Here is a 15,106-nt window from a genome sequence, read left to right as displayed (position 1 = left end):
CACGGGCGCGGGAGCCTGAGGAACACCCTGGCCGCCGAAGACCTCCTGCCCCGGTACGGCGGTCAGCGGAGATCGAGCCGCAGGCCGACCCGGTGGTCCGCGGCGATGTCCCGCGCGACCAGTTCCACGACGTGCGGCTTGCCATCGACCCTGTTCAACGTGAAGTCGTCAACCCCTCGCTTGAGGCCGACGGGGTCGTACCGGACCGCCGTGCCCGCGGGCAGTTCGACCCGGTAGCCGAAATGGGCGAGCGGTCTGCCCATCAGCACGACGAAGTCGTCGGGTTCACCGAACCGCATCAGCGGAGCGGCCTTGCCCGGCCATTCGAACTCGACGCGCAGCGTCAGCTCATCGCCCTTCTTCGGTGGCGCGGACTCGAAGTGGGCCAACACCTCCAACCGCCCGTCGGGCAGCCAGTTGAGCGTCCTGTCCCAGCGGGTGCCACCGGAACCGTCGACCTCGACCGTGCTCGCGGTCACCCGAACCCGACGACGCTGGTCCTCCGGCTGCGGCCAGTTCGCGCCTATGCGCAGCCTGTAGAAGTGGAGTTCATCGCTCTCCGTCATGGCGTGCACGATGATCGCCCCGGTGACGTCGCCGTTCTTGGCGACTTTGATCGATTCCTGCCAGCGGTCGACGCGCCAGAGGTGGTCGGACCGGCCGTAGATCAGGTCGCAGTAGTGCGTGAGCAGTTCGTGGGACCGGTCCACCCGGCGCTTCAGGCCGGTGCACCTCCTGATCAGGACGGCGAGCAACCCCAGCGCGCACAGCACGGTGATCAGCAGCGCCGCGGCCTTGAAGGCGCCCGAACCGAACGCCGCGCTGAGCACGCTCCCGAAGGCGAGGATGCCCAACGAGGCCTTGGCGAGTCCGATGAGACCGGCCTCGGCCAGGTAGTCGTCCAGGAAGGAGATGAACCCCTTGAGCATCGCCCGCCCCCTCCCGGCCGGGTGCGCGCAACCCCTTCCGCGCCCTCATTCACTGAATCAGAGGAACTGCCCGCGGACCATTCAGTCGATGCATGGAATGACGCGCCGAAGAATCCGCACGAATGCGGACTTCAAGGATTCAGTTGGTCCAAGCGGTAACACGGACCGGGTTTTCATGCCGATTCCGGATGAAGTGTGCCCACCGAGGAGCGGGCACACCACGGCGAATTCCCTACTTGTCCCCCGACTCGCCGCCGACGCCGCCCTGATTCGTGTGCACGCTCATGAACTCTCCCTGGATTCGCACCAGGACGGTCACCGCACGAGCGAACGGGCTTCCCTGCTGGGTTCGCGGAACAAGACAGCACGCACACCGATCGGCAATGGTCTCATTGCTGCGCCTACCAGACCGGAGTGAGCTCCTTCATTCGGACAGGAGCCGCCCCAGTCGGGTCATCGCCCTGTCCCACCGATACCTTCGGCGTGATCAACATCCTATGAGACCGACTTGGCTCGGGCAACCTCAAAGTTCACCCCAAGAGTTAGCGGACTATCCGCAAAATTGCAGAGACCGCTAGTCCTCAGTGGGCTTGCGGGCCTTCGACGGCTGCACGCGCATCGGTTCGCCGGGCATCTTCGGGTAGTCCGGCGGGTACGGCATTTCGCCCCTGTCGTCCTTCTCGTACCACTCCAGCAGCGTCTCCAGGCCGAACGCCTCCGAGTCCAGCGAGGCGTGCGGGTCGCCGTGCTCGGCGTAGTACCCCGGCACGGTCAGCACGTCGAAGTCGTCCGGGTCCACCGTGGACAACTGGTCCCAGGTGACCGGTGTGGACACGGTGGCGCGCGGTGTGCCCCTGACCGACCAGGCGGAGGCGATGGTGCGGTCCCTGGCGGCCTGGTTGAAGTCGAGGAAGACCTTCTCGCCGCGCTCCTCCTTCCACCACGCCGTGGTGGCCTGCGCGGGCATGCGCCGCTCGACCTCGCGGGCCAGGGCGATGACGGCGTGGCGGACCTCGACGAAGTCCCACTCCGGCCTGATGCGGACGGCGACGTGGACGCCGCGACCGCCGGAGGTCTTCGGGTAGCCGGTCATGCCGAGTTCGGTCAGGACCTCGTTCAGGACGAGGGCGACCCGCACCGCGTCGCCGAAGTCGGTGCCGGGCTGCGGGTCGAGGTCGACGCGGAGCTCGTCCGGGTTGTCGACCAGCGGCCTGCGGACGGGCCACGGGTGGAAGTCGAACGTGCCGAGGTTGGCCGCCCAGGCGATGACCGCGGGCTCGGTGGGGCAGACCTCGTCGGCCGGGCGGCCGGAGGGGAACGTGATGGTGGCGGTCTCGACGTAGGAGGGGGCGTTCTTCGGCAGGCGCTTCTGGTAGAACGCCTCGCCCGCCACGCCGTCGACGTACCGCTTCAACGTGGTGGGGCGGTCGCGCAGCACACCCAGCAGCGGCTCGGCCACGGAGAGGTAGTACTCGACGACCTGGCGCTTGGTGATGCCGCGCTCGGGGAAGTACACCTTGTCCGGGTTGGACAGCCGCACGGCGCGGTCGCCGCGGGGTCCGGGAACGATCAGCTCCAACGCCTTCTGGGCCACGACGGGCAGCGTAAACGACAATGGCGGCATGTGCCGAAGCATCAAGACGCTCCGCCCGCCGTTCGAGGACGAGGTCACGGAGGGCGACGTGCGCGCCGCCGCCCTCCAGTACGTGCGGAAGGTGTCCGGGTTCCGGACGCCCGCCGCGCACAACGCCGAGGCGTTCAACCACGCCGTCGACGTCATCGCGAAGGCGACCGGGGAACTACTCGCGCACCTGGAGGTCCGCGGTCGCGCGAAGTAGCTCCAGGCCCTCCACGAACGCGGTCAGCGCCAGCTCGAAGCTGTCCCGGTCCAGCTCCTCCGCGACCGACGGCAGCAGGTGCGCCTTGTCCAGGTGCGGGTAGCGCCCCTGGTAGACCGACGCGTCCGTGGAGAACCCGCTGGAGAACGTGCTCAGCGCGGCCCCGAACACCAGGTACATCAGCGACGCCGCGATCATCGTGGCGTGCCTGCGCGGCCAGCCGGCGTCGACCAGGGCGCCGTGCATGACGTCGAGCCGCCGCAGCGAGGCCCCGCGACCGGCGGGCCCGTAGGCGAGGAACGGGACCACGTTCGGGTGCCGCGACAGCGCGGCCCGGTAGGAGCGCGCGCTCTCGACCAGCCCGCGCCGCCAGTCGCCCGCCTCGAAACCGGACACGTCGACCTGTTCGAGCACCTCGCTGGCGATCTCGTGCAGCAGGTCGTCCTTGGTCGCCACGTGCCCGTACAGCGACGGCGCGCGCACGCCCAGCTCGGCCGCGAGCTTGCGCATCGACAGGCCGTCGAGGCCGTCGCGGTCGATGATGTCGAGGGCGACCTCGCGGATGCGGGCCCCGCTGAGGATGGGGATGCTCGGTCGAGGCATATCGACCCCTTGCACTGGGTTCTCCGACGCGCCTACGTTATACCTAACGCCGTTCGGTTTAGGAGGTCGTGGCGTGGATCTACGCCTGTCCGACGAGCACCAGCAGCTCAAAGAACTGGCCCACCGCTTCACGGAGGAGCGGATCGTCCCGTTCGCCCGGCAGTGGGACCGCGACGAGGCGATCGACCGCGCTCTCGTGCCCCGGCTGGGCGAGGTGGGGTTCCTCGGGCTGGGCATCGACGAGGAGCACGGCGGGTCCGGCGGCGACAACCTGGCGTACTGCCTGGTCCTGGAGGAGATCGCGCGCGGCGACTCGGCCGTGCGCGGGATCATCTCGGTGTCGCTCGGCCTGGTCGGCAAGACGATCTTCAAGCACGGCACCGACGAGCAGAAGGAGCGGTGGCTGCCCGGCCTGTGCGCGGGGGCGCTACTCGGCTGCTTCGGGCTCACCGAGCCGGGAACCGGGTCCGACGCGGGGTCGCTCGCGACCAAGGCCGAGCGCGACGGCGACGACTGGCTGCTCACCGGCACGAAGGTGTTCATCACCAACGGCACCTGGGCCGACGTCGCGCTGGTCTTCGCCCGCACCGGCGGACCGGGGCCGAAGGGCATCACCGCGTTCCTGGTGCCGACCGACTCGGACGGCTTCACCGCCACCGAGATCCACGGCAAGCTCGGCATGCGCGGCCAGGCGACCGCGGAACTCGTGCTGGACCACGTGCGCGTCCCGGACAGCGCACGGCTCGGCGACGAGGGCACCGGTTTCGGGCTCGCGATGGCGGCGCTGGACCGGGGCCGCATGTCCGTCGCGGCAGGCTGCGTCGGAGCCGCGCGCGGCGCGCTGGAGGCGAGCCTCGGGTACGCGGCGGAGCGCGAGCAGTTCGGCAAGCCCATCGCCGGGTTCCAGCTCGTGCAGGAACTGCTGGCGGACATGGCCGTCGAGACCGACGCGGCCCGCCTGCTCACGTGGCGGGTCGCCGACCTGGCCGACCGCGGTGAGCCGTTCCGCACCGAGGCGTCCATGGCGAAGCTCTACGCCAGCGAGGCGGCCGTGCGGGTCGCGAACAACGCCATCCAGGTCTTCGGCGGGTACGGCTACATCGACGAGTACCCCGTCGGGAAGTTCCTGCGGGACACCAGGGTGACCACCCTCTACGAGGGCACCAGCCAGATCCAGAAACTGCTCATAGGCCGCGCGCTGACCGGCGTCAACGCCTTCTGAAACGGGGAACAGCATGGACTTCACGCTCGACGAGGAGCAGCGGGAGATCCGCGACTGGGTGCGGACCTTCGTGCGCAAGGAGATCATCCCGCTGGAGCCGGAGGTGCTCCGGCGCGAGCGCGCCAACCAGCCCGGCCTGACGTACGAGGAGCTGGAAGCCCTCCAGCAGAAGGCGAAGTCGGCGGGCTTCTGGGGCGTGCAGACGCCGACCGAGTACGGCGGCATGGGCCTCGGCGCGGTGATGACGGCCCTGATCGAGGCCGAGCTGGGCCGCTCGTTCGTGCAGTTCCGCTTCGGCGGCTACGCGGACAACATCCTCTACCACGGCAACTCCGAGCAGAAGCAGCGCTACCTGCTGCCGACGATCTCCGGCGAGCGCAAGTCGTGCTTCGCGATCACCGAGCCCGGCGCCGGGTCGGACGCCAAGGCCATCCGCACGTCCGCCCGCAAGGACGGCGACGAGTGGGTGATCAACGGCGAGAAGACGTTCATCACCGGCGGCAACGAGGCCGACTTCGTGATGGTGTTCGCGGTCACCGACAAGGAGAAGGGCGCCAACGGCGGCGTCACGTGCTTCCTCGTCGACCGCGACATGGGCTGGAAGTCCGAACCCATCCCGACCATGGGCCAGTGGGGTCCGGCGGCGCTGGTGTTCGACAACGTGCGCGTGCCCGAGGAGAACGTCCTCGGCGAGATCGGCCACGGCTTCACCCTGGCGATGCAGTGGATCGGCGCGGGCCGGTACCTGCTGCCCGCGCGGGCCATCGGCTCGGTGGAACGCCTGGTGGAGATGGCCATCGAGCAGGCCAACACCCGCGTCACGTTCGGCCAGCCGATCGCCGAGTACCAGGCCATCCAGTGGATGATCGCCGACTCCGCCGTCGAGATCGAGGCGCTGCGCTGGCTCGTCCTGCACGCCGCGTGGCTCGTCGACCAGGGCAAGGACTCCCGCCAGGCCCAGTCGATGGCGAAGCTGTACGGCGGCGTGAAGGCGAACGAGATCGTGGACCGGGTGCTCCAGATCCACGGCGGCATGGGCTACACCCGTGAGCTGCCGATCGAGCGCTGGTACCGCGAGCTGCGCCTGCTGCGCATCTACGAGGGCACCGACGAGATCCAGCGCCGCACGATCGCCCGCAACCTGCTCAAGGGCCACGCCAAGGTCAGCGGATCCCTGGGGTGAGCACGGTCGTCCGGTCCTGGACCGAGGACGACGTCGAGCGCTACGCGGCCGCGGTCGGCGGAACGGGCATGCAGCCCGGCTTCGCCGTCGCGGTCGCGCAGTTCGGCGGCCCGCAGGTGGACCTGGACGCGGACATGACGCAGGTGCTGCACGCCGAGCAGTCCCTCTCCCTGTCGGGCGACCTGCCGCTCTCGGGCACCGTCGAGGTGACCCGCGAGGTCACCGACGTGTTCGACAAGGGCTCCGGCGCGCTGGTCGTGCGCGAGTGGCGTGCGACCGGCGACGCCGACTTCACCACCCGCGCGTCCCTGTTCATCCGCGGCGCGGGCGGCTTCGGCGGCCCGCGCGGCACCACGACCCGCGTGCTGGTGCCCGACCGCGCACCCGACGTGCGGCTCAGCTTCACCACGACCCCGGACCAGGCCGAGCGGTACCGCCTGACCGGCGACGACAACCCCCTGCACTGGGACCCGGCGTTCGCCGAGCGCGGCGGCTTCCCCCGCCCGATCCTGCACGGCCTGGCCACCTACGGCATCACCGCCCGCCTCCTGGCCGAGGAACTGGACGTCCTGGCCGTGGCGGCCCGCTTCGCCAACCCCGTGTTCCCCGGCGACGAACTGCTGGTCAGCGCCTGGCACGAGGCCGGGGAGGTCCGGTTCCGCACGTCCGTCAACCACACGACGGTGATCGCCGACGGTAGGGCTACCCCCCGTTCCTAGTTGGGTGCCCACACCATCGATCACCCGTGGCCGATGTTCCAGGCTGTAGTCATGCGATCACGAAGTGACGTCTTCCAGCTCAGCACCGCCACCGACGCCACCGCGCTCACCAGGCTGCGGATCCCGACCGCCGCGGGCACGTTCGACGCGGTGGCCGCGGGTCCGTTGGACGGCCGCAAGGTCCTCCTGCTGCACGGGGTCCCGCAGTGCGGCATCGAGTGGCGCCACCAGCTGCGCGCCCTGGCCGCGGACGGCTACCGAGCGGTCGCACCCAACCAGCGCGGCTACTCCCCCGGCGTCCGCCCGAAGCGCGTGGAGGACTACGGCCTCGACCACGCCGTGGACGACGTCACGGCCATCGCCGACCAGCTGGGCTGGCGCCGGTTCGACCTGGTCGGCCACGACTGGGGCGGCGTGGTCGGCTGGCTCGCGGCAGCCCGGAACCCGCTGCGGGTCCGCACCCTCACCGCCGTCTCCGCCCCCCACCCGGCCGCACTGGCGGCGGCGATGCGCGAAGACCCGGACCAGCGCGCCCGCGCCGCCCTGCTCGACTACCTCCGCCAGCCAGAAGTACCCGAACGAGAAATGCTGGCCAACGGCTCCGCCAAACTCCGCCAGGGCTGGCCGGCGGTCATCCCACGCCAGCGAGTGGAGCAGTACGTACGACAGCTGTCAGAACCGGGCGCCCTCACCGCAGCGCTCAACTGGTACCGCGCGAACAACTTCGACGGCGACTACAAGCCCGTCACGGTCCCCACGATGTACCTCTGGGGCACCGAGGACGACGCAGTGGGCCCGGAAGCAGCACAGAACACCAGCGACTGGGCACAAGGCGCCTACAGGTTCGAAGTACTGGACGGAGTAGGCCACTTCATCCCGGAAGAAGCAGCAGAACGCACCTCAGCACTACTGCTGGAACACCTGGGGGCGCACTAGAACAAGGGGCACTCGATGAGCAGAACACCCAACCACGACGCAGGGCAACACGACGCACGACGACGCGCTGCCTTCCCTGGAGCAGTGGCCGATCTTACTCGGGGGATTTGCCCCTCACCCTGGTAGATCGGGCAGGCCACCGCCCCGATCGAGGGGCCCCCGAGTCACATCGGCCACCCCCGCTGGGATCAGCGGCTACCCGATCCACTGAAACCGGCAGCCACCCAAACCCGACACACCGAAACCCCTCACGGCACCAACCCCAACCCGGCCGACATCTGCGCCCGAACCCGCGACAAGTGCCTCCGCATGACCCGGTTGGCCCCGTGGCTGTCCCCAGCGGCCACAGCCTCGACCAGAGCGTCGTGGTCGTCCAGGGACGCGTTCTGATGCGGCGGGTCATCCTTCAACCCGCTCCGCAACAACACCACCCTCTGCTGCACCAGCCGCACCTGCTCAGCGATCCGAGGGCTTCGAGCCGCATCCAACAACGCCTGGTGGAACGCCAGGTCCAGCCGGTACGGGAACCGCACCCCGCCCTGGTAGTCCCGCCGCGACTCGGCGCACACCTCCCGCAACCGAGCCACGTCCGCGTCAGTCCGCCGACTCGCGGCCAACTCGGCGGCGGCGCACTCCAGCGCGGTCCTCAACTCGAACAGCGCCCGAACGTCGTCGGCGTCGGCCTGGGGCACGTGCGCCCCCTTGTTCGGCACCAGCACCAGCAGCCCTTCGCTGGACAGGTGCCGGATCGCCTCCCGCAGCGGCCCCCGGCTGATCCCCAGCCGCTGCGCCAGCTCGACCTCGTTGACCCGCTCCCCCGGTGGTATCTCCCCGGTGAGCACCAGCTCGCGCAGCACGTCAACGGTCTGCCCGGCGAGGCTCAGGTGCAGCGGTGGTGTCACGTGCGTCTCCCAACCTGGCGAAACCAATCGACCGTGTTGTTAACTGTCGACAGTTGGCAGTGTAAAGGAGGACGCGTGGTGCACGAGGTCGTAGCCGAGGTCTGGCGGGGCGAGTTCCTGGAATCGGTGCACCACGGCTCGGTCGTCGCGCTGGACGCGACGGGCGCCGAGGTCCTCCGCAGGGGCCGTCCGGAGCGCGTGGCGTTCCCGCGCTCCTCCAACAAGCCGGTGCAGGGCCTCGCGATGCTCCGCAACGGCCTCGACCTGGACGGCGAGCTGCTCGCGCTGGCCTGCGCCAGCCACTCCGGCGAGGACTTCCACGTCGAGGGCACCCGGCGGATCCTGGCGATGGCCGGTCTGGACTTCACCGCCCTCCAGTGCACCCCCGACCTGCCCATCGGCGACGCGGCGCTGGCCGCGCACCTGGCCGCGGGGCGCGGGAAGGCGCCGGAGTACATGAACTGCTCGGGCAAGCACGCCGCGATGCTGCTGACCTGCGTGCGCAACGGCTGGTCGACCGACGACTACCTCTCGCTCGACCACCCGCTCCAGGTGGCGGTGCGGAACACCCTCGAGGAACTGGCGGGCGAACCCGTCGGCGCGATCGGGGTCGACGGGTGCGGGGCGCCGCTGTTCGGGATCAGCCTGACCGGGCTGGCCCGCGCGTTCGGCACGATCGCGGGCGCGCCGGGCGGGACGCCGGAGCACCGGATCGCCTCCGCGATGAACCGCCACCCCGAGTGGGTCGGCGGCACGGGTCGCGACGTCACCGAGCTGATGCGCGCGCTGCCGGGCGCGCTGGCCAAGGACGGTGCGGAGGGCGTGTACGCGATCGGGCTCCCGGACGGGTCGGCGGTGGCGTTGAAGATCGCGGACGGGTCCAGCCGGGCGCGGGCCGTGGTCGTCGTCGAGGCGCTGCGGCTGCTCGGGGTGGACGTGGCGGCGCTGGCGGGGCTGGCGACCGTTCCCGTGCTCGGGCACGGCCACCAGGTGGGCGCCGTCCGGCCCGCCCTGGCCCTCGCGGGCTGAAGACCCTCTATTCTCGAAGCATGGCCACCTTTCCAGGCGCGGAAAGACCGGACGAAGGACCTGCAAGGCGGTTCTCCGACGACCTCATCGGGCTCGACCCGGCGGATCCCGAGGCGAAGGCCTTCGCGGAGCACCTGGACCGGATGGAGCGCGAACGCCCCGGCTACACCGTCGAGGGCTACCTCGCGGGCGTCGCGGACTTCGCCGACTCGGCGAACCGCGCCAGCGGTGAACAGCGCTTCTTCGCGGTGCTGGTGGTCACGCTGATCCTGCTCGGCGTGCTGATCAGCGTGTGGTTCGGGCTCGGCGAGATCATCGGCGTCCTGTTCGCCTGATCCCGCCCCGGATCACCCACCCCGGTCATCACTGTTCCGTAAGACACCTGCGATCCACCCTCGGGCCGAGATCGCATTAGCGTGGTGGCATGGAACCTGTTGTCGGCGCCACGCCGAAGGTCGTCCGCTCGGAGCAGGAGTGGCGGGAGAGCCTGACCCCCAGCGAGTACCGCGTGCTGCGCGAGGGCGGCACCGAACCCGCGTGGGTCGGTGAGTACACGGACACGAAGACGGTCGGGGTCTACGACTGCCGCGCGTGCGGCACCGAGCTGTTCCGCAGCGAGACCAAGTTCGACTCGCACTGCGGCTGGCCGTCGTTCTTCTCGCCCCTGGCGGCGGACCGCGTGATCCTGCGCGAGGACCGCGCCATGGGCATGGTGCGCACGGAAGTGCTGTGCGCGAACTGCCACAGCCACCTCGGACACGTTTTCGAGGGGGAGGGTTACGACACTCCTACCGATCAGCGCTACTGCATCAACAGCATCAGCTTGCGATTGGTGGACGAATCCGCGCCTTAATGCGGAATTGCACCGCTCCGGAGTCGTCCCGGTACGCAGCGCAACAGGCGACAATCGGCTCGCGGTGAAGCAGACTGGTGCGGTTGCCCCGGATGACGTCATCGGGTGACGTCGTCCGGATCGGTCTCCTACCTGGGAGGAAGCATGTTCTTGCTGAAGGGAACGGACGGCGAGGGTTCTGGCGGAGTCGACGGATCGTCGTCCTCCTAAGCATTACCCAGCAAAAGCCTAAATTTCGCTCAAGCCCCTTGTCGGGGTGTGTCGCAGAGCACACGCTTGCATCTCGATCGGCGGACCAGTTTCGCCGAGAGCGGCAGGGGGTGGACCGTGGAGCAGCCTTGGGGGCTTTCGGGCCCGGAATTCCTGAAGATCTACTGGGTCGCGTTGGGCGTTTCAACGCTGTTCGCGATCGGTGTCCGGATCCGGATGCGGGCGGGCCGGGGAGGCGCGCCCGCACGGGGCCTGGACATCGATGAACTGGCGTACCTCGCGGGCGGACCCCGCCGCGTGGTGGAGGCGTCCATCGCCAGGCTGATCGAGGCGGAGGCGCTGCGCTCGACGCGGCGCGGCACGGTCGGGCTGATCGGCAAGGCCACGTCGACCAACGAGGTCGACCGCGCGGTGCTGGCCGACGCGGCGCGCTACAGCCGTCGCACGCTGAACCTGCTGGTGCCCGCCGTGGCGCAGTCGGGGGCGGTGGCGTCGATCGCGACCAGGCTCGGCGGCGCGGGGATGCTCGTCGACCCGGCCACGGCGAAGCGGACCCTGCGGGTGGGGGTCATGCCGATGCTGGTGCTGTTCGTGATCGGGGTCGTGCGCTGGGTCAACGGCATCGCGATCGGCGCTCCGGTGGGCTGGCTGACGCTCCAGCTCGTCATCACGGGCGTGCTGGCCGTGCTGGTCACCCGTTCGGGCAAGATCCAGCGCACGGCCGAGGGTGACCGCGCACTGGAGGCCGCCCGGTCGAGCGACCGGCGGGACGCGGTCGGCATGAGCCTGGGCGGCGCGGTGGGGCTCGTCGCCCTCGGCGGGCTCGCCGCGCACCCCGACCTGACGCTGCGCACGGCGCTGGTGGCTCCGTCCTACGGCACCGCGGCCAGCGGCGGGAGCAGCGGCGGGTACGTGGTGAGCGGGAGCAGTTGTTCGAGTTCGAGCGGCAGCGGCTGCGGTAGCGGGAGCAGCGGCTGCGGCGGGGGAGGCGGCTGCGGCGGGGGAGGCGGCAGCTAGCCGAACAAGGGGGGTGCCAAGGCCATCGCGGGCGACACGACGTGCCCGTGGTGGCCTTGGCCTCGTGGAGCGGAACTGACGGGCCCGCCGCGGAGTCGGATGGCCATCGGCTTGGTGCGAAAGGCGGCGGTCATGACATCGGGAACGAGAACAACGGGCAGATCGGGCATGTCGGTCGAGGAGTTCGGCTACCTGTCCGGCGGGCCCGGCCGCGCCGCGGAGGTCGCGATCGTCCGCCTGCTGGAGGCCGGGCTCCTGCGGATCTCCCGCGAGGGGGTGGTGAGCGCGGTGTCCACGACCGCGCACGGCGCCGCGACGCCGCTGGAGGCGTACGCGCTGGGCGCCGCCCGCGGCGGACGCGCGCTGGGCTCCCTCATCAAGGCGACGGCGGGCAGCGGCGCGCTGGACGCGGTGAAGCAGCACCTGGTCGACCGGGGCTTCCTGGTCTCCCCCGGTCGCCGCAGGGCGTGGGGGCTGGTCAGCTTCATCGCGACCCTCGTCGGGGTCGGTGCCGTCGTGGCCGTGGGCGTGGCGGACCTGAACGTCGGCATCGCGATCGTGCTGGTCGTGCTCGCGCTGGCCGTCCGGTGGTCCACCAACCGGATGCGCCGCCCGGTCCGCCGGGCGGGCCGTCGGGAGGTGAACGCGGTCACGGTCATGTCGAACGACCGGGTCGGCATCGTCGCCCAGCACGGCCTGGCGGGGCGCATCGGGAATTTCCCGAACACGCACCGCGTGTGGGAGATGCTCGGGATCGCGCCGAGCGCGGGGGCGACGCTGCGCAGGGGCAAGCCCGGCAGGCGGTCCAACGACGGCTCGACGTCCGCGAGCAGCTGCTCCAGCTGTTCCAGCGGCTGCGGGTCGAACAGCAGCTGCGGGTCCAGCAGCGACAGCGGCTCGTCGTCGTCGTGCGGCGGCTCGTCGTGCGGTGGCGGCGGGGGTGGGGACTGATGGGGGCCGTCGACAGGCTCGGCGTCGGCATCGGCTGGCGCGCGGAGATCGACCTGACCGTGGAACGGCTGCCCGACGTCGACTTCGTCGAGGTGGTCGCGGAGAACCTGCACGTCGAGCACCTGCCGGAGTCGATCGTGCTGCTGCGCGAACGGGGCGTGCCGGTGCTGCCGCACGCGGTGTCGCTGTCGCTGGGCAGCGCGGACCCCGTCGACGCGCACCGGGTCGAGCACCTGGGCGCGGTCGCGGAGGCGCTGGGCGCGCCGCTGGTGAGCGACCACGTGTGCTTCGTCCGGGCGGGCGGGCTCGACTCCGGGCACCTGATGCCGGTGCCGCGCACCCGTGACGCGCTGGACGTGCTGGTGGCCAACGTGCGGACGGCGCAGGCGAACCTCCCGGTGCCGCTGGCGCTGGAGAACATCGCCGCGCTCCTGGAGTGGCCGGACGGCGAGCTGACCGAGGGGCAGTTCCTGGCGGAGCTGGTGGAGCGCACGGACTGCTTCCTGCTCATCGACGTGGCCAACCTGCACGCGAACGCCCGCAACCTCGGCACGGACCCGAACCGGTTCCTGGACGAGATCCCGCTGGAGCGCCTGGCCTACGTGCACGTGGCGGGCGGGGTGGAGACCGACGGCGTCTACCACGACACCCACGCCCACGCCGTGCACCCCGAGGTGCTGGACCTGCTGGGCGAGCTGCGGTCGCGCGTCGACCCGCCGGGCGTGCTGCTGGAGCGCGACGACAACTACCCGTCCGACAGCGAGCTGGCGGCCGAGATGGCGGCGATCCGCGCGGTGCTGGCGGGGCACGGATGACCGACGGGGCGCGGGAGCGGCTCGCCGAGGCCCAGTCGGAGCTGCTGACCGCGCTGCTGGCGGGCGGCCCCTCCCCCACCGGGTTCGACGAGCGCCTGCTGCGCGTGGAGGCCCGGTCGCTGCTGGCGAAGCGGCGCGGCGTCGTGGCGGTGCTGGCGCCCGACGCCGTCGACGAGCTGGCCGACCGCTTCCGCCCGCTGTTCGACGAGTACGCCCTGTCCCACCCGAGGACGTCGGGCAGCAGGGCGCGGGAGGACGCGGCGGCCTTCACGGACTGGGCGCGGGCCCGCGGAGCCCTGCCCCCGGTGAAGCCGAAGCGCTGGTGGCGCAGGAACCAGGCCTGACAGCCCCGGTCCGCGTGGTCGCCACGAGTTGATACGCGACGGCCGTGGCACACCTCTGCCACTCCCCTGCTCACGCCCACCCTGCTCACGGATCGTCACACAAGGTGAGGCGGAAACTTCGCCCGTCGTGCGGAAGGCACGCCTCCCGGACGTCGATATGTTCAGAAGTACCGGGATCTCTCGTCACTTTCGGTACACCGCCGCCACCGGCCGATCGGCGCCCCGGTCGTGCGTTCCCGCACGGATTCACCGAACCGGGAGGTGGCTGTTGCGATCAACACGACGACACGGCGCTCTGCTGGGAGTCGCCGCGCTCGCGGTCGGGCTCGTGGCCGGACCGGCGGGCGCGTCGGCGGCCGAGGAGCCGTCGCCGACGGGGTTCCCCGCGGGGAGAGCGGGCTCCGTCACGCTGATCACGGGTGACCGCGTGGTGCTCGACGGGACCGGAGGAGGCTCGGTCGTCCCGGCGGCGGGCCGGGACGCGGTCGTCTTCACCACGTCCACCGAGCAGGGGCACGTCCACGTCGTCCCCGCCGACGCGCGGCGGGCGGTGGCGTCGGGCCGGGTGGACAAGCGGCTGTTCGACGTCACCGAGCTGATCGAGTCGCGCTACGACGACGCCCACCGCGACTCCGTGCCGCTCATCCTCACGACCGGTGCGGACCTTCGGGCGACGGGCGCCCCGGTCGGGACGACCATCACCGCCGCGCTGCCGGCGGTGCGGTCGTTCGCGGCCCGCACCGCCAAGGCGCGGGCCGCGGACACGTGGCGGACCCTCCTCGCCGACGACTCCTACAGCAAGATCAGGCTCGACGGCCTGCGGCAGCCGAGCCTGGACCGCAGCGCGGCGCAGATCGGCGCGCCCGAGGCGTGGCAGGCCGGGTACACCGGCACGGGGGTGAAGGTCGCCGTGCTGGACACCGGCGTCGACGCCGAACACCCCGACCTCAAGGGCCGGGAACTCGCCGAGAAGAACTTCACCGAGGACGCCGACAACCAGGACCTGGTCGGCCACGGCACGCACGTCGCGGCCACCATCGCCAGCGCGGGCGAGAAGTACCGCGGCGTGGCGCCGGACTCGCGCATCCTCGACGGCAAGGTGTGCGTGGGCGGCGGGTGCGCCGAGTCGTGGATCCTCGGCGGCATGACGTGGGCGGCCGAGCAGGGCGCCGACATCGTGAACCTCAGCCTGGGCGGTGGGGACAGCCCGGAGATCGACCCGCTCGAAGAAGCCGTCAACACGCTCTCCGCCCGGCACGGCACGCTCTTCGTCGTCGCGGCGGGGAACTCGGGCCGCCCGGAGACCGTCGGCTCGCCCGGTAGCGCGGACGCCGCCCTCACCGTCGGGGCGGTCGACCGCTCCGACGGGATCGCGTCGTTCTCCAGCCGCGGGCCCAGGGTCGGCGACAGCGCCGTCAAACCCGACGTCACCGCCCCCGGCGTGGACATCGTCGCGGCCAAATCCTCCACCGGTGTGATCGGCACCCCCGTGGCCGACGGCTACGTGTCCATGTCCGGCACCTCGATGGCCACCCCGCACGTCGCGGGCGCCGCC

General features: G+C 71.0%; 17 protein-coding genes. 13 read left to right on the top strand and 4 right to left on the bottom strand.

Going from position 1 to position 15,106, the window contains the following annotated elements:
* Positions 1-62: 62 nt before the first annotated feature.
* Positions 63-929, bottom strand: a complete 867-nt coding sequence (locus VFZ92_RS15335) for a hypothetical protein (protein WP_330876590.1) — start codon at positions 927-929, stop codon at positions 63-65.
* Between the two features lie 574 nt (positions 930-1,503).
* Complete coding sequence (gene ligD, locus VFZ92_RS15330; protein WP_330876589.1) at positions 1,504-2,523, bottom strand: non-homologous end-joining DNA ligase; 1,020 nt, start codon at positions 2,521-2,523, stop codon at positions 1,504-1,506.
* 28 nt (positions 2,524-2,551) lie between these two features.
* On the opposite strand from ligD, the gene VFZ92_RS15325 reads away from it, so the two are divergent.
* Entirely contained in the window at positions 2,552-2,767 is a 216-nt protein-coding gene (locus VFZ92_RS15325; RefSeq protein ID WP_330876588.1) for a DUF2277 domain-containing protein, read from the top strand.
* Here VFZ92_RS15325 and VFZ92_RS15320 read toward each other — a convergent pair.
* Positions 2,729-3,370, bottom strand: coding sequence for a TetR/AcrR family transcriptional regulator (locus VFZ92_RS15320; protein WP_330876587.1), 642 nt, complete (start codon positions 3,368-3,370; stop codon positions 2,729-2,731). The two genes, VFZ92_RS15325 and VFZ92_RS15320, sit on opposite strands and share 39 nt — an antisense overlap.
* 73 nt (positions 3,371-3,443) lie before the next feature.
* Here VFZ92_RS15320 and VFZ92_RS15315 point away from each other — a divergent pair, with 73 nt between their 5' ends.
* Genes VFZ92_RS15315 through VFZ92_RS15300 form a run of 4 tightly spaced genes read left to right on the top strand, consistent with a single transcriptional unit; the run spans position 3,444 to position 7,430 of the window.
* Entirely contained in the window at positions 3,444-4,592 is a 1,149-nt protein-coding gene (locus VFZ92_RS15315; RefSeq protein WP_330876586.1) for an acyl-CoA dehydrogenase family protein, read from the top strand.
* Positions 4,593-4,605: 13 nt separating this feature from the next.
* Positions 4,606-5,775 (top strand): acyl-CoA dehydrogenase family protein, encoded by a 1,170-nt coding sequence (locus VFZ92_RS15310; RefSeq protein WP_330876585.1) that lies wholly within the window; start codon positions 4,606-4,608, stop codon positions 5,773-5,775.
* Entirely contained in the window at positions 5,772-6,494 is a 723-nt protein-coding gene (locus VFZ92_RS15305; RefSeq protein WP_330876584.1) for a MaoC/PaaZ C-terminal domain-containing protein, read from the top strand. Before VFZ92_RS15310 ends, VFZ92_RS15305 begins: the two co-directional genes overlap by 4 nt.
* A 51-nt stretch (positions 6,495-6,545) precedes the next feature.
* Positions 6,546-7,430 (top strand): alpha/beta hydrolase, encoded by an 885-nt coding sequence (locus VFZ92_RS15300; RefSeq protein ID WP_330876583.1) that lies wholly within the window; start codon positions 6,546-6,548, stop codon positions 7,428-7,430.
* 248 nt (positions 7,431-7,678) lie between these two features.
* On the opposite strand, the gene VFZ92_RS15295 is transcribed toward VFZ92_RS15300, so the two are convergent.
* Complete coding sequence (locus VFZ92_RS15295; RefSeq protein ID WP_330876582.1) at positions 7,679-8,332, bottom strand: GntR family transcriptional regulator; 654 nt, start codon at positions 8,330-8,332, stop codon at positions 7,679-7,681.
* A gap of 75 nt (positions 8,333-8,407) precedes the next feature.
* Here VFZ92_RS15295 and VFZ92_RS15290 point away from each other — a divergent pair, with 75 nt between their 5' ends.
* From VFZ92_RS15290 to VFZ92_RS15255, 8 genes are all read left to right on the top strand, one after another.
* Positions 8,408-9,361 carry an asparaginase gene (locus VFZ92_RS15290; protein ID WP_330876581.1) on the top strand — a complete coding sequence of 318 codons (954 nt, stop codon included), beginning with the start codon at positions 8,408-8,410 and terminating at the stop codon, positions 9,359-9,361.
* A gap of 20 nt (positions 9,362-9,381) precedes the next feature.
* A complete protein-coding gene (locus VFZ92_RS15285; RefSeq protein ID WP_330876580.1) occupies positions 9,382-9,696 on the top strand; it encodes a hypothetical protein in 315 nt (104 codons plus the stop codon).
* Between the two features lie 89 nt (positions 9,697-9,785).
* A complete protein-coding gene (gene msrB / locus VFZ92_RS15280; RefSeq protein WP_330876579.1) occupies positions 9,786-10,214 on the top strand; it encodes a peptide-methionine (R)-S-oxide reductase MsrB in 429 nt (142 codons plus the stop codon).
* Positions 10,215-10,472: 258 nt separating this feature from the next.
* Positions 10,473-11,441: a TIGR04222 domain-containing membrane protein gene (locus tag VFZ92_RS15275; RefSeq protein WP_330876578.1), complete on the top strand. Its 969-nt coding sequence runs from the start codon at positions 10,473-10,475 to the stop codon at positions 11,439-11,441.
* Positions 11,442-11,540: 99 nt separating this feature from the next.
* On the top strand, positions 11,541-12,392 hold the full coding sequence (locus VFZ92_RS15270) for a TIGR04222 domain-containing membrane protein (protein WP_330876577.1): 852 nt from the start codon (positions 11,541-11,543) through the stop codon (positions 12,390-12,392).
* Positions 12,392-13,207: a DUF692 domain-containing protein gene (locus tag VFZ92_RS15265; RefSeq protein WP_330876576.1), complete on the top strand. Its 816-nt coding sequence runs from the start codon at positions 12,392-12,394 to the stop codon at positions 13,205-13,207. The genes VFZ92_RS15270 and VFZ92_RS15265 overlap by 1 nt, the downstream gene beginning before the upstream one ends.
* On the top strand, positions 13,204-13,551 hold the full coding sequence (locus VFZ92_RS15260) for a hypothetical protein (protein WP_330876575.1): 348 nt from the start codon (positions 13,204-13,206) through the stop codon (positions 13,549-13,551). Before VFZ92_RS15265 ends, VFZ92_RS15260 begins: the two co-directional genes overlap by 4 nt.
* Positions 13,552-13,819: 268 nt before the next feature.
* On the top strand, positions 13,820-15,106 hold a 1,287-nt coding region (locus VFZ92_RS15255; RefSeq protein ID WP_330876574.1), incomplete at its 3' end, for a S8 family serine peptidase.

Origin of the sequence: Umezawaea sp. (assembly GCF_036375055.1) — a bacterium.
Classification (GTDB): domain Bacteria; phylum Actinomycetota; class Actinomycetes; order Mycobacteriales; family Pseudonocardiaceae; genus Umezawaea.
Note: the sequence above shows the minus strand (reverse complement) of the source record. Positions and strands in the feature narration are given on the sequence as shown.

Coding starts and splice junctions, on each gene's coding strand:
- VFZ92_RS15335 (WP_330876590.1), bottom strand. CDS start 929: ATGCTCAAGGGGTTCATCTCCTTCCTGGACGACTACCTGGCCGAGGCC.
- VFZ92_RS15325 (WP_330876588.1), top strand. CDS start 2,552: ATGTGCCGAAGCATCAAGACGCTCCGCCCGCCGTTCGAGGACGAGGTC.
- VFZ92_RS15320 (WP_330876587.1), bottom strand. CDS start 3,370: ATGCCTCGACCGAGCATCCCCATCCTCAGCGGGGCCCGCATCCGCGAG.
- VFZ92_RS15310 (WP_330876585.1), top strand. CDS start 4,606: ATGGACTTCACGCTCGACGAGGAGCAGCGGGAGATCCGCGACTGGGTG.
- VFZ92_RS15300 (WP_330876583.1), top strand. CDS start 6,546: ATGCGATCACGAAGTGACGTCTTCCAGCTCAGCACCGCCACCGACGCC.
- VFZ92_RS15285 (WP_330876580.1), top strand. CDS start 9,382: ATGGCCACCTTTCCAGGCGCGGAAAGACCGGACGAAGGACCTGCAAGG.
- msrB (WP_330876579.1), top strand. CDS start 9,786: ATGGAACCTGTTGTCGGCGCCACGCCGAAGGTCGTCCGCTCGGAGCAG.
- VFZ92_RS15270 (WP_330876577.1), top strand. CDS start 11,541: ATGGCCATCGGCTTGGTGCGAAAGGCGGCGGTCATGACATCGGGAACG.
- VFZ92_RS15265 (WP_330876576.1), top strand. CDS start 12,392: ATGGGGGCCGTCGACAGGCTCGGCGTCGGCATCGGCTGGCGCGCGGAG.
- VFZ92_RS15260 (WP_330876575.1), top strand. CDS start 13,204: ATGACCGACGGGGCGCGGGAGCGGCTCGCCGAGGCCCAGTCGGAGCTG.